This is a genomic window from Pseudomonas nitroreducens, assembly GCF_014204515.1.
Taxonomy (GTDB): domain Bacteria; phylum Pseudomonadota; class Gammaproteobacteria; order Pseudomonadales; family Pseudomonadaceae; genus Pseudomonas; species Pseudomonas nitritireducens_A.
The window spans coordinates 117,233-137,736 of record NZ_JACHLI010000018.1 but is presented as its reverse complement, the minus strand read 5'-3'; the positions used below and the strand labels follow the sequence as shown (position 1 = coordinate 137,736).

Genomic DNA, 20,504 nt, shown 5'->3' with positions numbered 1-20,504 from the left:
AGTTGAAGGGACTGAGCCCCGTTCAATACAGGGCTCAGTCATTGGCAGCTTAGCGGCCCAGTCCAACTGTCCAACTTTCGGGGGTCAGTTCACCAGAGGGGCTTCTTGCTTTCTGTCCATCAGAAATGCCTGAAAGAGTGGCGAACTGTATATCCATCCATTACCATGACCTGGCGATAGCCTTCTGCCACCAACGTGAGGATGCGTGTTTGGATCAGAAACCCCTAGAGCTCAAGTCTTACGAGGATCTGCTGGCCCAGGAGGGCTTCCAGGAAACCCTCGCCTTCCACCCGAAAGCCGACCGGCGTTTCGAAAAAGTCCTGTGGCCCTACCAGTTCCTGGATATGGCGCCCTGCGGGATCTCCAGCTGCAGACAGAAGCACCTGCGTGGCTACCTGGTGCAAAGCTCTGACGGACTCATCACCAACATCGGAAACCGCTGTGGCCTGCGCGAGTTTGGGGTCGACTTCACCCGTGACCGCAAGCGCGTGGATGACCTGGTCGCTCAGCACCGCCGGGAGGAGTCGATCAGAGCCACCATTCGCTCCCTACCGACCATGATCTCGGAGCTCGAGCAGATCGAGCGGGACTACAAGCTCCTCTCCCAGCTGAAGAACCGCCTGTTCGGGGCCCTGGATATGACCTTGTTCCAGCACCTGAAGGATCGGGCGAATCGCGACGAACATACGATCAAGCGCATGGTGCGCCGCACCCAGGCAGAGGTGCAGGCTTACCTGGCCACCAACAGCAACGTGAACTTCGAGCGCGACCGCGAGAGCATCCAGTACAAGGAAGAAGTTGTCGCAGTGCTGGAAGGCCTGGCCTTCGTCCGGGCACGCTTCAAGGATATCGTCGACGTCGGCGTCATCACCCCGCTTCGCAACCTGCAGAAGACCAAGGAATCGGACATCCCGCTGATGACCAAGCGGGAGCTCATGAGCAACTCCAAGTGGATTGGCGACTTGCCGGCCAAGATGAACCAGACACGGGACATCATTGCCGCCGGCTGGCGCTTCTTCACCCGCGATAACATCATGAAGCTCAAGCTGCTCGGGGCCGACTCCAAGGTCTTGATGCTCTACTGCGCCGACCTGCCAAAGTAGTGCTGTGGCCGGGCCTAAGTGCCCGGCCTAGATTTCCAGTACATCGATCATCGCCCCGGTCTGCAGGCTCTCGCTGCAATACGGCAGGATCATCTCAATCGGTAGCTTCATGCCGTTGGCGAGCTTCTGAATCTCCTCGCTGGACTTGAGGTGCCGAGTGACCTCCTGAACCGTGACATACCCCTGCCCCAGCAGATGCGCCAGGAGCGTCATGTCCCGATCTATCAGGGAGCGCCTGACGAACTTCTTGGCGTTTTCCTCGGTAAAGTCCCGCACCGCATCCTCTTCAGGGAAGGCCCCTACGAGCATCTTCGTCAGCACCAGGCCGTAATTGGTGTGCTTACTCCGGCTGTTCAGTCCCTCTTCGGCCTCCCCAAGCATCCAGTCTCGGGTGCGGAGATACTCGTCGACGGGCATGTTCATGACCCAGGCGTGCAGATGCTTGAACCGCTTGGCCGAACCTTTTGCCATCGGCTCCTTCATGGTTTCCACCCACAGCATGAATGTCTCTGCATCCAGCATCCTGGACTTCAGAGGCTGTGCAACAGGGTTGTTGAGCAGCTGCTCAAACCAATCTGGCTTCAGGCAATGAGGCTCTGCTCTGAACATGAATCGAAGCGCTGCGTCATCGAAGGTGGAGCCCTTAACGTCAAGCATATCCTCAACTGGGATGTGCTCTGCTCCCCAGTACGGAACGCTGCCCAGAAGGTGACCGCAAAACTCATAATGCCCCTGCTCTACCGGACGCAAGCCAATTTCGTCTCGAACGAGGGCATCCAGCGCTTCTCCAGATAACACCCCTAGCGCAAAGGCAACAGTCGTGGGCAAGCTACCGACGAAGAACACATCGTGCTCGTGGTAAACCTTGCCGCTGGCGAACTCATAGATCGTTCCCGAGGCATACCGCTCCATGGATTTACGCCACATCGCAGTGTTGGCCACACTGGCCAGGCCCAGTACGCGGTGGGTTGACCGGAAAAGCCCATCACCTGTCGTCGCATCCATGACGGTCTGTTTGATGGCAACTGGGCCTTCCATCTCAAGACAACCGTCGAGATGCCTGAGCCTCTTCGCGCGCCAGGCGCAAGCTAGATCATCGACCCAGGCATCCATATGCGCAGGGGACTGCAAGGCGTGCATTGCCAGCCGCCCGGTTAAGGCCTCGCGCATATCGAAGCCAGCCCGTGGTGAGAGTGGCATGGCCTCCCCTCGCTTGAGGTAGGCAATCTGATCCGGGAGGCTGAAGCGCCGGTTCAGTGCCTCGAACAGACCTGGCGACTCTGGGATCTTGGTTTCAGACCAGACTTGACCCAGGAGGTAGGCCAGCAGACTCATGTTGATCTGGTTGGAACGCTGAATTTCCACCGCCCAGTCGACCTCAGGGTCATCGATCAGCTCGATGAGTAGGTCGAGGCCGAGGCCTCGAACGAGGCGATAGTCAAAGACCTTGCTGACCAGATCATAGAGCTCGCTGCCATCAACCACCCGAAGCCCGTCCACATCCTTGGCTGTAGCCAGGAAGGCCTTGAGCTTCTCAGCGAACTCACTCACAGGTCGAGCTCCTGGAATGCTCTGGCGGTTGCGCCGGCATCAGGCATCAGCTGTACGTCCAAGGCCTGTAGATCAAAACCCAGTGCGTCTAAAAATTTGGCCTCGGCTGCACCGGCTACCATTCGCGACAATGCATCAGCAGGCACGCGCTCGACCACGTTTCGAAGCAACGTGACGTTGTCCTCTTTCCCAAGGTCAATGCACGCCTCCCTGCAAAGCTTCACGACGGCGCTGAGCGATGAATCCTCACCTTCACCGCCGTAATGGCTGATCGTGGCGCTACGGAGCTTGCAGAGGCCGTCACGGCCATTCAGAAGAAGATCCGCGAGCGCGATAGCGTGACGGTCGTCCATCAAACTGCTGATCCCTCGAACCTTGTCGATCAGCCCCATCCGCACACCTTCAGTGACAGTCCGCATCTTCGACTCCAGGAGCAGGAGGTTTGCACCAACCTGGTCGTGATCGGACTGTGAGAGAACGCGGGGCAGCGAACGGCCGATTAAGAGCCCAAAGCGAGATGCCTCCAGGAACGACGAGCACAGACTCACCAGCTGAAATCCAAACGCGACTGCGCTGTTCGACAACATGTCCGCCGATCCCAGGTTCTCGATCAGGTCTGCCTGAACACGCTCCGTCATCGAATATCGCCTGAATTCTTCCATCCCGTGCGCCGTGATGACGCGCAGTGAGATAGCGTAAGCCATCGCCTCGATGGCTTCTGGAGCCTCCCCGTTGAGCGGGCACTTCATGGAGTCGTAGAGGCTGTATGCACTTGCGAACGGGTCAGCGAGCGCAGTGCCCGCGCCGAACAAGGCTTCCATCAGGCCTTTGTCCACCATCAGGCACAGCAGGTTGCTGGCGCCGGCCCCTGCCAGGGGCCGAATGAGCTCCCCTACACTTCCGAAGGTGAGCACCTCTCGGATAGCAGCAGTAGTGACTGCGCTGGGCTGGGCCACTCCGCTGAAAAGGCACATCGCTTCATGATCCGCCTGCATGAGCAGGTCGGCGCGCAGATCTTCAGTGTTCAAGCCTCATGCTCCTATGGCTCGGGCAACGAGCCCTAGATATCCAGTGTGTCCAGGACGTAACCGGTGGCGCCGGCATCAGAGAGGTTGTCGAGGTTGATTCGACTCTCGTCGATCTCTGCCTTTCTCAGGAAATTGATCGTAGGCTGCGACTGGATAAGGCTGGTCAGGCGCTCGTCGGACATGCCATCGAAGAGGCCTCTGTACTGGTACGGATCAAACTGAGGGCCTGCATCACGAACCAGTCGCGCAACAACACCAAGGGGGTTGTGTGCATCCTCAGGCGCAATGGCTTGGAGAATGGCTTCCCTCGCGCCAGGGCAGACCTCGCCATCAAGTTCCAGGATGATCCTGGCGATGAGCATCATCGACTCTTTCTCTGGGGCGTCAGCCAACTCTTGCGCAACACGAACCAGTTTCCTGCGCATTTCATCCTGGAAGCCAAGCGGGAAACTGGCCTCCAGCGCATCGATACGCTTCAGGTAGGTGACCTTGTCCACGCGTGAAGAAAGGTGCAGCTGGGCGACAATCGGGATAAGCACCACGCTCTTTGCATCGGCGGATAGCACGCTGGGGCGGCGGAGTAATTCCACCAGGGCAAGAACGGCAGCTGATGTCGCCCCTTCCGGGGCATTTGCCAGGGCAAATGCCGCCTTGGCTCCGAACTGCCTGGCCGTTGTCATCCCAATCGAGGCCACTTGCACTGTCGAAAGGTATCCGGCAAACCACTGAATAAGCGGGATTACCGCTTCTGGATGAGTGGTCTCGTCTGCATCCTCGGCGAAGAAGAGAAGACAGTACTTCTGGAAGGTGTCTGCGTCGAAGCTCGCAGCCAGGCCCTCCATGTCGAGAGGGTCGTGAGTTTCGAAGTAATCTTCGAGGACAGCCGGCGCTTTCATCAGCAGAGCCAGCGTATGGCGCATGCGCCCGGCGAACACGTTTCTCAGCATGTAGGCCGAACTGCCAGCATCGGCCAACACATGTCGGAACTCAGTGATCGCAAGCGCCCTCTCCGCCTCAGAGGCGGCCTCAAACCACTTCTTGGCTGCAGTCTCAAGATGGAACGAGTTCATCATGGTCAGAGCTCCAGAACAGAAACGGCCAGATTGGTCGTTGCGAAGTCCGGGAGCAGTTCATGGTCGAAGTCCCTGTCATCAAAACCAAGGTTCGTCAGGTAGTCGAAGTCGGCGCGGGTCTGAACCTGTCGACTGAGCTCCTCCACTCCTAGCATCCTGAGAATTTCGGCTTTGCTGTCCGAGGTCAGCGAAAGCTTCTGGTTAAGCGCTTGGGCCCGGCCAAGAGCAGAAAGCTCCTTATCTTTGGGCTTGTCGAAGAGGTTCTTCTGCTGCACTTCAAAAGCTGAGGATGTGCGTACCGCTAGCGAGAGGTAGTACTCGCTCTCTGGCCAGCCCATACGCTTTTGGTCAAAACCCTGCCCTTCGGCCTGAAGGAACGATTTCAAAACACCAGGGAGCTGGCGCTCAAGCTCGAAGACCAGCGCACGCGAGTCCTCCAGCAAGTCACTGCCTTCGAAACTGGCATCAAAACCTCTGGGAAGGTGTTGGCCAAGGCCCTCACCGAGATAGCCTGGAATAGGCGATCCATGAGGAACATGAGGAACGAAGGCATCGAGGACTTGCCTGGGAAAGGTCTTGGCCGGCACCGGCTGCTGAAGGCTTTCAGCGGTGCATTTAGCTAGGAAAACAGAAGCAACCCTGGCTGACGGGTACGCAAGTTCACCGGGCGTGCGACCATGGAAGCTTTGAGCTGCCTCTCTAGCGAGGATAGCCAGCGCTGCAGGATGCGGTTCGACATCCACGAATTCGAGGTCGAACGAAAGATGGCGCACCAGGTTGCGCAAGAACTCCCCGCACTTCTGCTGCTCGAAGGCACGCGCTAGTTCACCAGGCTGGTAAGCCGAAGGCCTCAGGCCCTCCTCCGGTGGACAAACGAGGAGAGCCGCGAGGTTTAGGTTACCTGTCCTCAACGCCTCCCCGATTAGCTCCGGCGCTTTGCGTGTGCGATGCGCCGCCAACACGTCGGTGAGATTCTCGAGGGTAGCGCGTAGTTCTGCTGTGGACTTGGCCAGCGAAGTGCCGTGACGGTGGCTGAGATATTCCCAGGCGTGACGTTCAACTTCATCAAAGCTCAGCCCGGAAATATTCAGTTCTGTCATTTCAACTTGGATTCCCGCCAGTTCTTTACAACCAGCCTAACATAGGGCCGGAGATGCTCGTAAAGCTTCTGGTTGAAGATTCCCCAGCTGTTTACCCGGTGCATTTTTTGGTAGGAATCGGTATCCGGATCGTAAAAGCGGTCGAACTCGATATCACAGAATGCTTCAGTGCGAAGCTTCTCCATTTGCTTGAGCACCGAACCCCGGCTATGTCCGTTCAGCTCACCGATGTTGGCATGCTGGTTGTTCCGCCCAAGCTCTTCGATCAGCATCAGCAGGTACGGCGGGTGCCAGGCCACGAGCTGGTTGAACTTGATCGAGCCGAACTCGGTCTTGGGCGTAGCAAGCGCCGCCGCGAGGAATTCAGGAGGAAGCGAGCACGAGTGGAGGCACGCCACGACTGTAGGGTCGTTGATCACCTCTTCGTTTCTGGATGCTCTGGCCATGGTTGAACTCCTGTTGTATGAATTCCAGTGAGTATACTAGAACCATACATGTATAGCAATACCGTACAGTGAATCTCTTTTAATCATTAATTGACGGCAATCGTATATGTGGTATCGTTACCAAGTTGTTCCGGTTTAGCTCAGTCGGTAGAGCAGATGACTGTTAATCATCGTGTCCCTGGTTCGAGTCCAGGAATCGGAGCCAGAATGCAAAAGGCCAGCTCATCGAGCTGGCCTTTTCTTTTGCTGCTCCGCCTACAGGTGGCGGAGTTTAGTGTCGGCTGGGTAAAGCCGGCCGGCCAGCTCACCACTGGGCCGCACCAGGTTGATGAAGTCGACATGACGGTCGACCTTCCAGACCTCGTAGAGCGTAAAGGTAGGGGTCGTGGCATCACCCATGATGGTCACGGACACCTTCACCTCGGTATCCCCCCTGCGAATGATGATGCAATCGATGGGGTTCAGAAGATACTCGCCTACTCCGTGCGCCGGCTTGCACTGCTCGAAGCCTTGCACCACAGCCTGGCGGCCGTTGATGATCATGGAGTTGGACGCCGAGACCTTCACCTCGGGAACCTGGGTGATCAACTTCGGGTTTTCGGGCGTGGCGCACCCGGCCAGACCGGCCAGGGCACAGGCCGACAGGATCGACATCAAGATTCGCTTCACGGTTGCTCCTTAAGCACGCTGGCACCGGCAGACCGGCGCCGAGCGTCATGCCTGGATAAGATTGCGGATTTCAGTCAGGTGCCCGTAGATCGGGTCACCTGGGGCCGCTTCAGACTCTTTCAGCAAGGCCTCAATGCTGTTGAGCTGGCGCTCGATCAGGATCGACTTGTGCTGCCCCTTCTCGGCCAGCTTGCGAGCGAACTGCGAACCGATGTCAGGGCGGATGTCGATTGGGCTGAAACCGAAGAAATTGGCCAGCTGTATCGAGGCGCCTTGTGTCAGTGCACGCTTGCCGTTGATGAAGTTGGTGATGCTCGAGGCATCCATTTCAACGTGCTGAGCGATAACTGCGCGCGAGACCTTCGTGGCCCTGCCGCTGTACTTCTGGTAGTGAACCCAGGCGCCAACCAGGCGTTTCCAGGTCTTGCTGCTCTCCTCATCTAGCGTCATGTTTGGCTTGGCGCCTTTCGAGACACAGTAGTCGACAGCCTCGCTGCCGATCTTCAGCAGAGACTCTTCGATAGGGAGAGGAAGGTGTTGCTTGATCTTCCGGAGGGGGTGGTCAGCTGGAAGGGTCTTCCAGATAGTATCGATCAGGTGGCCAACGCCAACCTTGGTTCTGTCGCTTCTCGACATGAAAATCCCGCCTGTGGGCCTGGGCTGCAGTAGCAACGCGGCCAGATAGTGCTCGACATCCCGCTGAGCTCCGTACAAGGCGGGTTAAGCCTCCCCTGAGGGAGGCCAGACCCTTGCAATATATCGTAAATTGACACTTTTACAAGACACTGCTTATCGCGGGAAATCGATCCCGCCGGCAGTCTCGTCGATGTACTTCTGAGCGGCCTTTCTACGGGCCTCAACCACCAGCTCCAAGGCCTTAGTTTGCTGGCCACCCTTCTCAAGGTGCTTGAGGATAATGGGGCCTGCCTCTACTGCCTGCAGAGCCATCATCGCACCGACGAAGTAGTCAGCCTGGGGGTAGGAGCGCTGCTGGTACGGCACCCTATCAGGGCCGAGAATCAGCCGGCCGAGGGAGTCTGCGTAACAAGCCGTTGCGATGTCGCTGAGCAGGTAATCATCCATTCGGATTGCACGGTTCCCGCCGATGGTCTCGTAGACCCTGTTCAAGCCCTTCTTAGACACCTGGCTGATCTTGTGAATGATCTGGTGCGCTTCAGTGACCGTGGCACCGAACTTACGGAGGTAACCCGGCACACGGATACGATTGCAGAGCGCATCCAGAAGCGGGCTGAACACCTCAGGGGCTTCGTGGCCTGGGTGCTTGCCTAGCATTTCGTTGTCCATGCCCCAAAGGTACTTTTTGGGTGTCTTGGCCTTGCCAAGGTCGTGCACCAGCGCGGCGAAGCGAATCCGCAACTGCCTGGCCGGCGGCAGATCCTTCGTCAGAGTGCACGCCTCTTCGAGCACGCACATTGTGTGGAAGTAAGCATCTCCTTCAGCGTGGTAGTCAACTCGCTGAGGGATACCGCTCAGCGCGTCAACCTCAGGGAAGAGTACTTCCAAGGCGCCCACGTATCGCAGGATGTTGAAGTAGCGGTTAGGCGACTCGGACAGCAGAGCCTTCTCCGTCTCTGCCCAAACGCGTTCGGCCGACAGAGTCTGGAGCATGCCCTTCTCTACGATCTGCTCCATGAGGTCGAGCGTTTCCTGGGCGACTGTGAAGGCCGGGTAGCGGGCAGCAAACCTCGCCACTCGCAGAACACGAAGAGGATCTTCTACGAAGGCCTCGCCGGCATGTCGCAGCGTCTTGCTCTTGAGGTCAGCCTGGCCGCCCAGCGGGTCGATGATCTTGCCATCGTCATCCATAGCCATCGCGTTGATGGTCAGGTCGCGACGACCCAGATCCTGCTCTAAAGTCACGCCCTTCCACCTGAAGGAAAAGTCGCGGTGACCATCGCCAGTGCTTTGCTCGAAACGGGCAAGCGCGTATTCGTCCTGGGTATCAGGATGCAGGAACACCGGGAAATGGGCGCCCACCTCCTTAAACCCGAGATCGATCATCTCCTCCGGCGAGGAGCCTACGACCACATAGTCGACATCCTTGGGCTCCAGGCCCAACAGCGTGTCACGGACGAAACCACCTACCCTGTATCGCTTCAATGCTCTTCTCTCCTTTGTATTCAACCAGAGTACATGCTCCAGGCCGTCTGCGTGAAGGCCATTCGTTGTTCCACTGCCCTATCCATCCATACAATCAAGGGATACGACGGAGAACCTGTATGATCACAGTTCAGGGCATCGGCCCCAGCATCCTGACCACGAAACCGACTGGGAAGGAGATTTTCGAAGCAGGGCAGCGTCTGAGAAAGATGGAGCCAAACGACTGGAGCCGCCTGCAGGCTGACCTGTCGAACCTGTCCCTCGAGGCCTTCAACAACTTCTTTGACAGCCTGATCCAAGGGAAAAGCAGGGAAAGCTATGCTGTAGGTCTATTCCTTGTGGCCGTTCAGGCGCGCGGTAAGACTTTCAAGTCTGCTCAGCGTGGCCCCTGGCTGGATAGCAGCTTGCTCATCAAGATGTTGAACCAGGCAGCTGCTTTTGGTTTAGGGCTAGAACTATTCAGCGACAAGCCTTTCGCTGACTTGATCGACGCCGTGGATCACTCACGCGCAAAACTGAACATCCTCGAGTACGAGAATTTTGACTTCAGCTTCTGCGGATCGAAAGACAACATCAGGCGCGCGTTGACTGATCACATCGCCAGAACCAGGTCTCGAAGTGATGCGCTGCCCAGGGCGGACATGCTCCATGCCAACCTGGCCAAGTTGCAGATGGTTGAAGCCCTTCAAGGCTTGGTAATCAAGTACCGCGAAGCAGGTGAGGATTACAAGATTGCCTCCCTCTATGGGGAATGCCTTCAACCGCTTACCCACGAGCAACTGATCGAGGTCTTCACTCCAGAATATGTGGCCCACAGATACATCCAGGATCTGAGTGGACGGGTTGCAAACAGGCGGTATGAGCAGCGCCTTGAGCTCCTCCAGGAGGTGCACCCTGAGATTTACGCACAGGTGATCGAGCCGGCAATCCAAACCACCCTGAACTCACACGGTTTCAAGCTCTGGTACGCCAGGATGTACGGTAGCAATACGACTTCCCCTCAGGAAGCCGGCGTTCTGGCTAATTTGGCCCTCACGGATGACACGATCTTCAAGAGTGTTGACGAGATGGGGATCGCGGACTCTTACCTAAGACTTGCCATCAATGCCGGTCAGGCTGAGCAGGTACTGTCGGGCCTATTGGACTCCGAGGGGCTGCGCAAAACGATCCACGGCCTGGCGCTCTCAAACGTGGCTTTCACGGGCCCCGAAGAAGACGACCCAGTCCTGCCGACGAAGGACACTTTCTACAGTTTCTCCCGCAGCAAACGCCTGGATTTCCTGATCGGATCAACCGCTGAAATGGAACCGATCAGGATGGCAATCGTTAACGCGTGCATTGCTGTAGACCCGGTGATTATCAAGGAAATTGCCCCTGACATCAGCCAGAAATCGGTGCGTGCGATTGCCCGCTGGGCGCCGGCCGATGCAACAGCGAGGCTGATGGACGTCTTTCCTGAGTGCACTACTCAGTTCATGACTGACGTGATGGAGATCTGAGGGCTCCGGCCGTCACCAGAGGACGGCCGAAATCCCTACGTCGAGGTCGTAGCATTCCTGCCGTTTCTTCCCGATCCGCTCCTGCGCCTGGATCTTAAAGACCACAGGCTCCTCACGGTACGCCCTGAGAAGGCTGAAGTCAGGATCGAGACGGTAGGCCACCCTCCCCTCGGTTTTACCAGCGATGTACTCACCTCGGCGGTTGTTGGGAATGCCGAAGTAAGGGAGTCCGTGGTAGACAGCCTGCGTCACCCAGAAAGAGTCGTAATGACCAATCAGCAAGGGTCGGTACATGCGTAGCGACGGCCGCGTAGCCAAGAACCTGCGTGGTTCGTGCATCTCGAAGGCCTCGCCGAAAAGGGACTCTCCGAAGTCTTTGAGATCTTGAGCGAGCGGATGGCGCCTATCCCAGAGGGCAATTACCTCAGCCTGCGTCGCATGTGATGAGTAGGGTTCCAGGGCGGGAAGAACGTTGAGCTTGATGCCCTGTCGCGGACGGTCAATGCTGCTCGCGCAGAAAACGAGGCCAGGACGATCCAGGAGCTCCGATACCAGCAGACCACCGTGGTCGTGAGCCCAGTCATCAAGCTCAGGAAAGAACGGTTCTCTTGGCCAGTCGGCGGTCTCGAAGACCAGCATGCCGTCGCCAATCTGAATAGCCTTGATGTCCATCAGAACGGCAACGATCAATGAACTCGGTGAACCGCACGCCAAGACTGCGTCAGGTTTCGCGTGGTCAATCAAGGATGCCCAGGCGCCAAAGACGACTTCGCGCATCTGAGGGTCAGTCCAACCGGCGCGATGGAGGTATGCCCACGGCCCGGAAGCCGCGTGGGAGCTTTCGACCCTGATCTTACTGGTCTGATAGACCTCATCGGCCCAGGACACATCCAGCTCGTAAACATCATTGGAGGTGCCCAGTACAATGGAAACCTCACTGAACTGAGTGCGAATAGTGTCCGCACAGCAGCGCATGTAATGAATACTTTCGAGTGAGGAGCCGTACTCCCACGTAAACAAAACTCGCATTGCTCCTCCCGCTAGGCAACTTCATGTTACCCCAACAAGATTCATCTGCGAAGAGAGATCAAATATCTAATGTATTCATCGCCATTACAGTGAAAATGCGATCAGACTGATGCTCACACTTGAGCGCAAAGTCTGCAGGAATGACTCCCTCTTGCACCAGGGTGAACAACAAGTCCTCAGGCAGAGATTTAAGCTCTTCCGATGCCTTCGCGTTCCCTTTCACGGCAAGTCGGGCAATCAGTTTGCCAACATCTTCGCGAGTGGGATCTGTCTGATCAAAGCCCTGGCTTGCATCGAACTCATAGTCCTGGCCGAAAGCACGCCACCGCTTCTTCTCACTATCCGTGAGGTAGTCCAGGAGACTTGGGATACCGAGCTCTTCGAGCGCCTGGTCTGCGTCCTGAAGCATGGGGTTGAGAGCATTCATCCCGCCTAGGAGCTTCGACTGGGCGATAGCAGCGAGTGCTCTACCTTGGCCATGAGCTGCAACCAACAGCCTTACGAGTAGGGTTTTACCGAACTCCGACAGAGGCGTCTGCCCAGTCTTGAAATTCGGCTTGTCGTCGAGTCGGCGCTTGAGTTCGGCCGAGTCGACACGCCCACTCCTCAGGTCGTCAAATCCAGGCAGGGCCTGGCTATCGGAAACCAGTTCGCTGAGTACAAGTTCGAAATGTCGATGCAGCTGTGGGGGTGAGAGAGATGCCAAAGCTTTCTTGGCCCCAAAGAGTTCCTTGAAGATTCGCAGTATCTCTGGGTTCTTGTCCAAGAGCGCTGGCATTGGATGGAACCTGGATGAGAACTCAATCTCTGACCCTAGGGTGCGAAGTATCTTTGCCTGTTTGTCTTTCCTGATCGCGTATTGCTGTCTAGAAAACACTTGGCACAGGCGCCAAAAGATCGGCTCTTTCTTACTAGGATCGGTGATCTTCGCAAGCAGGAGTTCCTGACCAAGGTCGGAGCACATCATTCCAGCAAGTACGAGTGAGCCGAAATCCGTATTGGACTCCTCGCTGGCTTCTCCATTGGCAAGTTCGTCAATCATGAATGGCAGCTCATCCTCAAACTTCTCGGTGAACTGGTTGAGATCCATCGGATCGCTGAACAGGAACCCCTTGGACTGGTCACCTGTAGAGGTGCCCATCAGGAAACCAGCGTATTCCGCGATAACCGTATCGGCGTTGACTTCACCACGATGGTACGAGGAGTAGCGCATGTTGCTCATGTGGGGATTCCGGGAAGGTATAATCCCATCATCCCACGGGCGAGTTGCCAGGCAAAAGCGAAAGCTCAGGCTGTCGCCACACACTCCAGATCCTGGAGCCTGAGCATGTCGTCTAAGGCCTCTTTTCTGCTAGCGCCAGCACCAACCACTGAGTAAACCTTGTCGGTCTTGCGCAGAGGGATGCGCTTTACGTACCAGGAATTGCCGGAGTAGTACCAATGCAGGCGCATAGGTTTCCCCCTGACGGTCATGTCCTTGATTTCGTCGGTAGGTTCCATCGGTAGCTCCTGCTTGGATTTATCGGAGACTACCACCGGCCGCGCCTGTGTCACAGCCTAGTCCCCTGGGGGAGTGCCAACTTCGTCCCAGACTTTCTCGTCGGCAGTGAATCCCAGGCGCGCTGCAAGCCTTGCGCTACTTCTAGAAAGGCTGGAATGAGACGGCCCTGTGGCGTCGAGAATTAGAAACCGGTGCCCTTCGTGCCAGATGGTGTACTTCTCGGGTGCCTCGTCCGCCTGGAAGGCTGTCACGATGTGCTCTTTGTTGCGCAACGAGACGAGGTACACCAGTCGCCCCGGCATCAGGTCTTTCAGCATGCCGGCGAAGACGATTTGCTTACTCTCGCAGTCGCCACGCTGCTCCAGCAGCAGTCGGATAGGGTTAAGGAACTCGAAGTCGTCGTTGTCCAGGGCATCGTATTTGATGGTTTGCAGGAACAGAAGGCGGTCATCGATGCGCTCCACAAGGCCGCGTTGAGCATCTCGTGATTGGAAGGCAGTATTGAGCGCCTGGATCACGTCCTGGTAGTCCTTGATGACGGACTGGTAGTTCATAACCGGTGAGTTGTAGGTCTTGTTGAATCGGTAGTAAGTGATGGGCTCAAGGGCTTTGAACTGCTCCACCAGATAATCATGGAAGAGATCTGCCAGACGCTCGGCGGTTTGCCGGCCACCTCCCCTGTAGCTGAGGTTAATTCGATAGCTTTGCCGGTCGTAATCCGGGATGACCGTAATGCCCGCGTCAGGCCCTGAAATGCTTCGCGCATAGGCCTGGGCTGGCCCAATCATGCGTGCATAGAGGGTCTTCATGTTCGTCTGATCCTTGCCCTCCAGGTAGGCCTTCCTGGCCCGTTCCTTGTCGATGGCGAAGGTGATCTCTGCCTGCTGGCCTTGATCGTCAACCCAGTTGAAGTCGAACTGGTAGTCCTCGGCGACGACGTGTGCCGAGAGCAGAAGAAGCAAGGGCGCCAGCAACAGGCGCCCTAGCACGTTCATTGTGCGCGGCAATGATTACTCTTCCGTCTCTTCCTCACCAGGCTTCGTGCGCACGCGCTTGGCATTCGCCAGGCGCTTCTTGCGCACTGGCTCGAAGGCGCGCCACATGGAGATAGCGCTGTGGGTGAGCGCGCACTTGATCCTCCCTTCGAGCGCAGCCTGGGAGAACCCCTCCTCGGTCAGGCGCTTAAGCGAGCGCACATAGGGAGTCTCCTGCTCGAAGTTCTCTTCCAGATCGAACGTGCCGTAGTAGACGTCATACTCGCCCCTGGAGATCATCGAGTCAGGCTGGAGCTCGCCGATCTTCTCCAGCTTACGATGCGTCAGGCCGGTCTGCTCGCGCAGAACAACGTCGATCATCGCATCTCTACTAGAACCGGATGCCGGCGGAGCTTTTGGCATTTCGAGGACAAAGTGACCAGAGATTGGGCAGTAGCGCTCGATCAGAAGGAAGTGCCCATCACGAGGGTCATGGATAACCAGGACGGCCGCGCGACCTTCCAGCGGGTAGTCCACGATGTTCTGCATGCGCGGGCCCACGACCACCTCAAAGCCAGGGCCCTCCGCAATGACATCCCCTTCCCTACGGCCGCGCGTCGGCACGTCCGACTCTGCACTGCTGTGCAGCTTCTTCTTGAAGTGAGTCACGACGTCATCGAGCATCTGCTCCAACACTGCATGACGCTTCTCAGAATCCTTGCCTAGAGCTTCCAGATAGGCGCGCACCAGAGCCCTAGGGCGCTCTGGTTGGCTTGAGTCCTCGACGAAGTGTTTGAGGGACTGGATCGTCGCGCAGATCTTCAGGCCTTCCACCGACGGGGTGAGTGCCCCGGCGTCTCTTTTAAAACAGTAATGCGTCGACAGAGCCGCCACGAAGTTTACGCCGAACCGAATTGAGGTCAGCTCCCCGTAGGTGTCTGCGACTGCCTTGCCGATGGTGTGTGCCAGGGAGGTCTCGGAAAAGGTTTCGAGGATGAACTGCAGTCGCTCATCAGGCGTGTTTGCCTTTATCAATGACGACAAATGAGACGACTTGGGCATGAACCGACCTCGTTATTATTTTTATATCAACCATTTTCCAGAAAAAAGAATCAAAAACAATCATCTGGAACAAAACTTGCCAGTCGCAAATTTATTAATATTTTCACACCTATTGACATCATGTCACTTTGGCATATAATGTTCGGTAAGTCAGTGCTGACGGGCCTTCCAGGGCCAGTGGCCCGACTACAAAAAGCTCGGGTGCGTGATCGCCATTGCCGGATAAATGCGTTGACTTTATACGCTTAATCCATATGATCACACGCCATATCTACAAGGGAGGGTTCTATGGGTGCCATGAAACTGCGTAAATTTTCGAGCCTGGTGGTGATCTTCGTCCTCATCTGGTTGGTGGGCGGCATCATCTACGGCCTCAAGCTGAACCCTTCCCGCGACAACTGGGTTGGTACCGAGGTTTACCTCATCAGCGGCACCGACAAGAATGGCCGCCCCATCATGGGTAAGCAGCTGGACGTCACCGTCGGCTTCGACATGATCGATCCGTCCACCCCGCGCGGCACCTACGAGCGCAGCCTCGGCTCCGGACTGGGTTATCGACTCAAGATCGAAGGCCCGGACGCGAATGTGCTGGTGCAGCACGGCGTGAGCCCCGCGTTCGTGGTCGACGACAAGTTCGGGCCGCTCAGTGGCTACTGCGAAGCCCTGGAGCCTCTGCGTAAGCCGTTCATCCTGGGATTCAACAAGTACTTCCCCGGTGACGACACCTACGACCACGTAGGACAGCCGGCCTGGGACTTCAAGGGAGCCTCGGTAATGCGAATCGCGGCTAACGGTGACAAGACCACTCAGAAAGATGGCCAATGCACCCCGGTGTACGTCGCCTTCGACCGCTGGCAGTATCGCCATGCAGTTGCGCTGATCGGCCCGCGTAAGGACATCGTTGTGCTGCTCAAGCGCAATATGACCCACAGCTACCTGGCCAACGCAATCATGTTCTTCCGCTGGAACGGCTGGGTGAACGATACCCAAGGCTAGAACTGGCCTCTAGAACACGAAACGCCCGGCACAAGCCGGGCGTTTTTGTTTCCAACGTCTCTGCACTCAGTTAAGATCAAATTGCGCCCGTGACGAGACCTCGGCCTTTCGGTGTACCAGGGAATCAATGTAGCGGCAGCAACCAGGTGTCACGTTATCCGGGCACCTGGTGTGAGATGCATGTCAAAGCATCGAACCGGATGGGCTCAAGCCGAACTCTGACAAGGGAGGCAGGAGCCAAGTCTGTCCTTGGGGAAACCTGGGGCCAGGCCATGCACCAATCAGAGGCTCTGTCCTTACGGGGCCTACGCTGGCCAGCCTGGTTGGTGCGTGCCTTTCTTAGCCCTCAAGGACACCCTTGAGGGAGTCTTCGATTGCCACCTCAGAGATGTAGATCAGGGCAATATCTTCCCAGCCGTCCTGTCCTCCGATCCGCTTGCAGTAAACCTCAAGACGGCCAAGTACACCTGACAGCGGGCCTCCATTTCTGTACCAGTTAAGAGCTGTGCGGAACAGCTCAACGCGATGGTGTCGGATGTAACAGAGGATGGTTTCCTCCCAGGCCTGGATGAACTCCTCGATCTCTTTGTCTGACGAATACACCTCTGTGCTGTCCATGAGTGGGTCTCACTGTATGAAGTAACGGTAACCCACGGTAGCTCATGAAAAATGCCCCGGCCTGCCTTAAGTCAATAAGTCAGGGGGGCGCCGTAGCGGATGAAAAAGCTCGAAATACTTCGAGAGCCAGAGGGTCAGATGTCCAGCGTCATGACCATCGATTGGGTCTGTCTACGCTCATCCAGATACGGAATGAAGGGTGTTACATCCCGGCAACACTTGATCAAAGTGTCCCTCCCCCTGGACTTCAGGTTACTCAGCAGCACCTCGGCATCGAGCCCTTCGATCAAGGTCGGGATCAACTCCTTGCCCAAGGCCAGGTCACCCACCTCGTTGAAGTTCTCAGAGTTCAGAACCCTGCTTGCAACTGCCATCTTGAATTCCTGGAGGATCTCAGGCGCCAGCATCTGGAGATGCTTGATGGTGGCGACGAGGCGCTCTTTCTTGGAGGCCATAGATTTCTTGCCGCCTACCCCAGTGATTTCAGCGAGAATCTTTGCGTTTGTGCTTTCCAGGAACTCCTGGGTAATGCTTTCCCCAATCCCATGGGCCATCCAGCGCAGATAGGACTCTGCTTCAGGGCCCATCCCGTGTCCATTACTAAGGGCATTCTCGAAGGTCTGCAGCAGCAAGAATCGGCTCTTCAAGGTCGGCACGTGCTCGTGGAGAAGCTCGTGCGCAACTTTCAGGGCATTCAGGTATTTGCCCTGGTTCGCGGGAGTGGCCAAGTGCTGCAGGTCGAAGTCTTTAACCATGTTGAGCAAAACCAGAATCCGGCCGTACACCCGAGCCTGTCCGTCTTTGCGTGTCCTGCTGAGGCCTTCCATCAGCGGCTTCACAGCTTTTTGAAGGTCGTAGTAGTTGTCCAGCGTCTGTGCTGCCAGCCTGACTACTGAGTCGTATGAACTCGCCTCAAAGGTGAAGGGCTCAGCCTCGCTCTGCACGGTTGAAGGCTTCGAAAGACCTGATGCATAGGACAGAGCCACACCCAGGCGGCTCGTGCCACGCGCCAGTGAGTCCATGACCGACAGATAATACTCTGGAGTCCTCCCATCCCGGCGATGGTACTCAAGCCAGCCAATAGCCTCATAGAGGTTGTTCAGGGCCGGCGCATCCAGCGAGGACATCAAGAAGTGGAACGAGTCGATGTCCGTGAAAGCGAAGCTGATCACTTCACCAAGGTAGCGTGGCTCAGCAGTTCGGACTTGGTAGCAGACCTCTCTTGCATTCCGCTTGTCCAGCACGTACTTGATGGCATCGATGTCCATCGGTAAGCGGCCCTCTTTGCGCATCACCGTAACTTCTTTCCGGAGCTGAAGGTCTTCTTTGATCGTCATGTGCAGGTCTCTACTGGAATAGGTTCGGCCGAAGGCGACTATGGGGTTGGTGTGTCAAAACCCTGGCTCGGGCTTATCAATGGCGACTGAACCCTCGCCCTTGCCTCGTCGGAGAGTAGAGGGATGAGGTCAACTGGATTCACCAGTCCTATGATGTCGGAGACGGTCTTCATAGCGCACTGGCTGTTCCCCGCAACAGCCTCTTCCAGCAGAGCGGCAACTACAGTGGCGCTCAAACGAGAGGCCAGGCCCTCATTCCCCGTCGACAACTGTCTGATCGCATGGGGTATCTCTTCCACACGGTTCAGCATCCGGCGAGTGCCGCTGAATGTTTGGTCGACCCCATCGCGTAGAGCCCCGAGCGACTCCTTTGGTGAAAGATCGAACGCCTGACTGATAGCCGCGCATGAGTGGTAGAAGGCTTTGCGGCTCAAGTTCGTCAGGGGATCTGCGTGCAGTGGATTGAACGATTCTGCAGCTCGCACAACCAACTGAACATGGAAACGCACGTCACCCATGGCAACGGCGATGCTCGTGAGAACAGGGCCAGCAATTTGCAGCGCATCTGGACTGCCTTTCGCTTTAGCAAGCCACGACTCGACCAGGTATCCGTATTCCATCACCTGCTCAGCCGTCGATCTGCCCTGAAGGAAGGCCGCTGTTAAATCATTTACGGCGTTACATGACTTACGCTGACCGCTATCAAGTTTCAGAAGGAAGGCACAAAGACGCCCATGTGCCTGGCTGGTCATCTTGAACCTGGTACTCAGCCTGGAGAGTGATTCGGAACGAGCAATGCAGTGATCGAGGATGACGTTCACCCTCGAAGAGTCAACCTGCAGTCGCTGGTCGAGCCGATAAGCAAAAGAATTCCTCGGCACCTTGTAAGCACGTTCGGGCAAATCTGCCAACAGCTCAAGGAGCCCCAGGAATTCCCGGTCACGCATGGACGAAATGAACCTATCGAACGATTGAAGCGACATCTGATGGGAGTCAAAGACGTCTAGACCAACGTCACTCGCTGCTTTCAGGGGAGGTAGGCTCATGCAGAAAAGGCTCCTTTTACAGATTCAGCATGACATGGCAGCCAAAGCCGGCGCAAAAAGAAAGGGGGCCTAAGCCCCCTCTCCTATCAATTCCCAGCTAAAGGATTCAGCGGGCAGTCCAGCGAGCGTTCAGGTCGACACCCTTGGTGGTCAGAGCCGCTGAGTCTTTGTTCACGGTGATCAGACCGTAACTTTCGAGGTTTTTCAGTGACGATCCCAGGCTCGAAACTGCCACTCCAGAGCTATTCTGTGCCAGGTGGTTGCTGATCAGGTACTTCTCGGACGGAGTGAGTTTTTTGCAGAGCGCTGAGAACTCTTCCTGATCAAGATTGGCATGAACCACATGGACAACCGGCTCACGCTCGAACTCGATGGCCTGGCCGAGGTTATTGAGCGCCAGCTGGAGCGCGCGGCTCGTGGTCAAACGGTTGTCAGGCGTGATGCCTTCCAGCACAGCTGTGGTCTGCTCGTGAAGCTGTTCGATCTGCTGGAGGAGCGTGGGCTCGACCTCCGAGCGGCGGCTGATCTGACGGCGTGCACGCTTGGGTGCTTCGGTTTCAGGGGTAGCTGCAGGTTCTTGAGTCACAGTGGACGTCCTAGCATGTGATTCTGCGGCCCGCCATGTAGGCAGGAGTGCTGTACAGCCACGAGGCACAAGGCCTGGGCTGAGAATTTGGTCGCCAAGCGGCGCGATGGCCATCCTACCACGGCGAATCATTGTCGGCACAATTATTGGTATATTGTGCATGCCCTACGGATAGGCCTTCCCCACATGCTTGAGGAAATGCCATGCGACACCATGAGCGCAGCCGAGACCAGGATCGGCCTGACCACCAGCTAAACACCCCTGCAAAGCCTTCCAGCGGGCCCAGGAAGCGATTTGGCGACGAAGAGCACGCCGAACGTCGGGAGCATTGGCACGACGACGAAGACCGTCGCTAGGATAGAACCTCAGACCGCAGGGAAGCGGCCCCTTCACATGGACTCTGAGCTTCGGTTGCTATCAAAGCCCTCGAACGCCTTCCAGAGTAGCCAGAGCATCGCGCCAGCGATTGAGAGTTGGCCAACCCCAATATCCAGAAAGGGTATCGAGACCGCTACCCATACCAGGAATCCAGCAGCCAGCTTAGCCTGGCGCTTGAAGTGTGTGATTTCGAAGCTGTTCTGCACCTTCAGCAACTTCAGCAACGATACAGCTAGCACCGCCAAGATCAGTGGCGTGATCAATACGCCAAGCATCAGGCCGAGGTAGCCAATCCTGATTAGAGAATCATTATTATTTGTGGCCTGTTGTCTTTCGTGAATCACTTGCATTACCTCGCCGGCAATTGCTAGGAAATTGACATTCTTT

General features: G+C 56.6%; 21 protein-coding genes and 1 tRNA gene. 4 read left to right on the top strand and 18 right to left on the bottom strand.

Going from position 1 to position 20,504, the window contains the following annotated elements; all coding sequences use genetic code 11:
* The first annotated feature begins 209 nt into the window (after window positions 1–209).
* Window positions 210–1,103, top strand: a complete 894-nt coding sequence (locus HNP46_RS21430; RefSeq protein WP_184592953.1) for a hypothetical protein — start codon at window positions 210–212, stop codon at window positions 1,101–1,103.
* A 27-nt stretch (window positions 1,104–1,130) separates the two neighbouring features.
* Here the strand turns inward: HNP46_RS21430 and HNP46_RS21425 are convergent, their stop codons facing one another.
* Genes HNP46_RS21425 through HNP46_RS21405 form a run of 5 tightly spaced genes read right to left on the bottom strand, consistent with a single transcriptional unit; the run spans window position 1,131 to window position 6,301 of the window.
* Entirely contained in the window at window positions 1,131–2,654 is a 1,524-nt protein-coding gene (locus HNP46_RS21425; protein WP_184592952.1) for a hypothetical protein, read from the bottom strand.
* Window positions 2,651–3,682, bottom strand: a complete 1,032-nt coding sequence (locus HNP46_RS21420) for a hypothetical protein (RefSeq protein ID WP_184592950.1) — start codon at window positions 3,680–3,682, stop codon at window positions 2,651–2,653. Before HNP46_RS21420 ends, HNP46_RS21425 begins: the two co-directional genes overlap by 4 nt.
* Before the next feature lie 32 nt (window positions 3,683–3,714).
* Window positions 3,715–4,755, bottom strand: a complete 1,041-nt coding sequence (locus HNP46_RS21415) for a hypothetical protein (protein ID WP_184592948.1) — start codon at window positions 4,753–4,755, stop codon at window positions 3,715–3,717.
* A gap of 2 nt (window positions 4,756–4,757) precedes the next feature.
* Entirely contained in the window at window positions 4,758–5,855 is a 1,098-nt protein-coding gene (locus tag HNP46_RS21410) for a hypothetical protein (protein ID WP_184592946.1), read from the bottom strand.
* Complete coding sequence (locus HNP46_RS21405; RefSeq protein WP_184592943.1) at window positions 5,852–6,301, bottom strand: hypothetical protein; 450 nt, start codon at window positions 6,299–6,301, stop codon at window positions 5,852–5,854. The genes HNP46_RS21410 and HNP46_RS21405 overlap by 4 nt, the downstream gene beginning before the upstream one ends.
* Before the next feature lie 129 nt (window positions 6,302–6,430).
* Between HNP46_RS21405 and HNP46_RS21400 the strand changes: the two genes are divergently transcribed.
* Window positions 6,431–6,506: transfer RNA gene (locus HNP46_RS21400), tRNA-Asn, on the top strand.
* 50 nt (window positions 6,507–6,556) lie between these two features.
* On the opposite strand, the gene HNP46_RS21395 is transcribed toward HNP46_RS21400, so the two are convergent.
* The 3 genes from HNP46_RS21395 to HNP46_RS21385 form a co-directional block, all read right to left on the bottom strand.
* The gene (locus HNP46_RS21395) at window positions 6,557–6,970 is read right to left on the bottom strand and encodes a hypothetical protein (RefSeq protein ID WP_184592940.1); all 414 of its coding nucleotides are present in this window, start codon (window positions 6,968–6,970) and stop codon (window positions 6,557–6,559) included.
* A gap of 45 nt (window positions 6,971–7,015) precedes the next feature.
* A complete protein-coding gene (locus HNP46_RS21390) occupies window positions 7,016–7,606 on the bottom strand; it encodes a hypothetical protein (RefSeq protein WP_184592938.1) in 591 nt (196 codons plus the stop codon).
* Window positions 7,607–7,759: 153 nt separating this feature from the next.
* Window positions 7,760–9,091 (bottom strand): polynucleotide adenylyltransferase, encoded by a 1,332-nt coding sequence (locus HNP46_RS21385; RefSeq protein ID WP_184592936.1) that lies wholly within the window; start codon window positions 9,089–9,091, stop codon window positions 7,760–7,762.
* A gap of 119 nt (window positions 9,092–9,210) precedes the next feature.
* Here HNP46_RS21385 and HNP46_RS21380 point away from each other — a divergent pair, with 119 nt between their 5' ends.
* The gene (locus HNP46_RS21380; protein WP_184592934.1) at window positions 9,211–10,590 is read left to right on the top strand and encodes a hypothetical protein; all 1,380 of its coding nucleotides are present in this window, start codon (window positions 9,211–9,213) and stop codon (window positions 10,588–10,590) included.
* Between the two features lie 12 nt (window positions 10,591–10,602).
* On the opposite strand, the gene HNP46_RS21375 is transcribed toward HNP46_RS21380, so the two are convergent.
* From HNP46_RS21375 to HNP46_RS21355, 5 genes are all read right to left on the bottom strand, one after another.
* Window positions 10,603–11,367 (bottom strand): hypothetical protein, encoded by a 765-nt coding sequence (locus HNP46_RS21375; RefSeq protein ID WP_221455059.1) that lies wholly within the window; start codon window positions 11,365–11,367, stop codon window positions 10,603–10,605.
* A 310-nt stretch (window positions 11,368–11,677) separates the two neighbouring features.
* Window positions 11,678–12,841 (bottom strand): hypothetical protein, encoded by a 1,164-nt coding sequence (locus HNP46_RS21370; RefSeq protein WP_184592931.1) that lies wholly within the window; start codon window positions 12,839–12,841, stop codon window positions 11,678–11,680.
* A gap of 65 nt (window positions 12,842–12,906) precedes the next feature.
* Window positions 12,907–13,119: a hypothetical protein gene (locus HNP46_RS21365; RefSeq protein ID WP_184592929.1), complete on the bottom strand. Its 213-nt coding sequence runs from the start codon at window positions 13,117–13,119 to the stop codon at window positions 12,907–12,909.
* A 57-nt stretch (window positions 13,120–13,176) separates the two neighbouring features.
* Window positions 13,177–14,127 (bottom strand): hypothetical protein, encoded by a 951-nt coding sequence (locus tag HNP46_RS21360; protein WP_184592927.1) that lies wholly within the window; start codon window positions 14,125–14,127, stop codon window positions 13,177–13,179.
* Between the two features lie 3 nt (window positions 14,128–14,130).
* Window positions 14,131–15,156: a hypothetical protein gene (locus HNP46_RS21355; RefSeq protein WP_184592925.1), complete on the bottom strand. Its 1,026-nt coding sequence runs from the start codon at window positions 15,154–15,156 to the stop codon at window positions 14,131–14,133.
* A 297-nt stretch (window positions 15,157–15,453) separates the two neighbouring features.
* Here HNP46_RS21355 and HNP46_RS21350 point away from each other — a divergent pair, with 297 nt between their 5' ends.
* Complete coding sequence (locus HNP46_RS21350; RefSeq protein ID WP_184592923.1) at window positions 15,454–16,152, top strand: hypothetical protein; 699 nt, start codon at window positions 15,454–15,456, stop codon at window positions 16,150–16,152.
* Window positions 16,153–16,491: 339 nt separating this feature from the next.
* Here the strand turns inward: HNP46_RS21350 and HNP46_RS21345 are convergent, their stop codons facing one another.
* From HNP46_RS21345 to HNP46_RS21325, 5 genes are all read right to left on the bottom strand, one after another.
* Window positions 16,492–16,770: a hypothetical protein gene (locus HNP46_RS21345; protein ID WP_184592921.1), complete on the bottom strand. Its 279-nt coding sequence runs from the start codon at window positions 16,768–16,770 to the stop codon at window positions 16,492–16,494.
* Between the two features lie 134 nt (window positions 16,771–16,904).
* Window positions 16,905–18,107 (bottom strand): hypothetical protein, encoded by a 1,203-nt coding sequence (locus tag HNP46_RS21340; protein WP_184592919.1) that lies wholly within the window; start codon window positions 18,105–18,107, stop codon window positions 16,905–16,907.
* Window positions 18,108–18,145: 38 nt separating this feature from the next.
* The gene (locus HNP46_RS21335; protein WP_184592917.1) at window positions 18,146–19,153 is read right to left on the bottom strand and encodes a hypothetical protein; all 1,008 of its coding nucleotides are present in this window, start codon (window positions 19,151–19,153) and stop codon (window positions 18,146–18,148) included.
* Window positions 19,154–19,259: 106 nt separating this feature from the next.
* Entirely contained in the window at window positions 19,260–19,739 is a 480-nt protein-coding gene (locus tag HNP46_RS21330) for a hypothetical protein (protein WP_184592915.1), read from the bottom strand.
* Between the two features lie 389 nt (window positions 19,740–20,128).
* Window positions 20,129–20,467 (bottom strand): hypothetical protein, encoded by a 339-nt coding sequence (locus HNP46_RS21325; protein ID WP_184592913.1) that lies wholly within the window; start codon window positions 20,465–20,467, stop codon window positions 20,129–20,131.
* Between the last annotated feature and the right edge of the window lie 37 nt (window positions 20,468–20,504).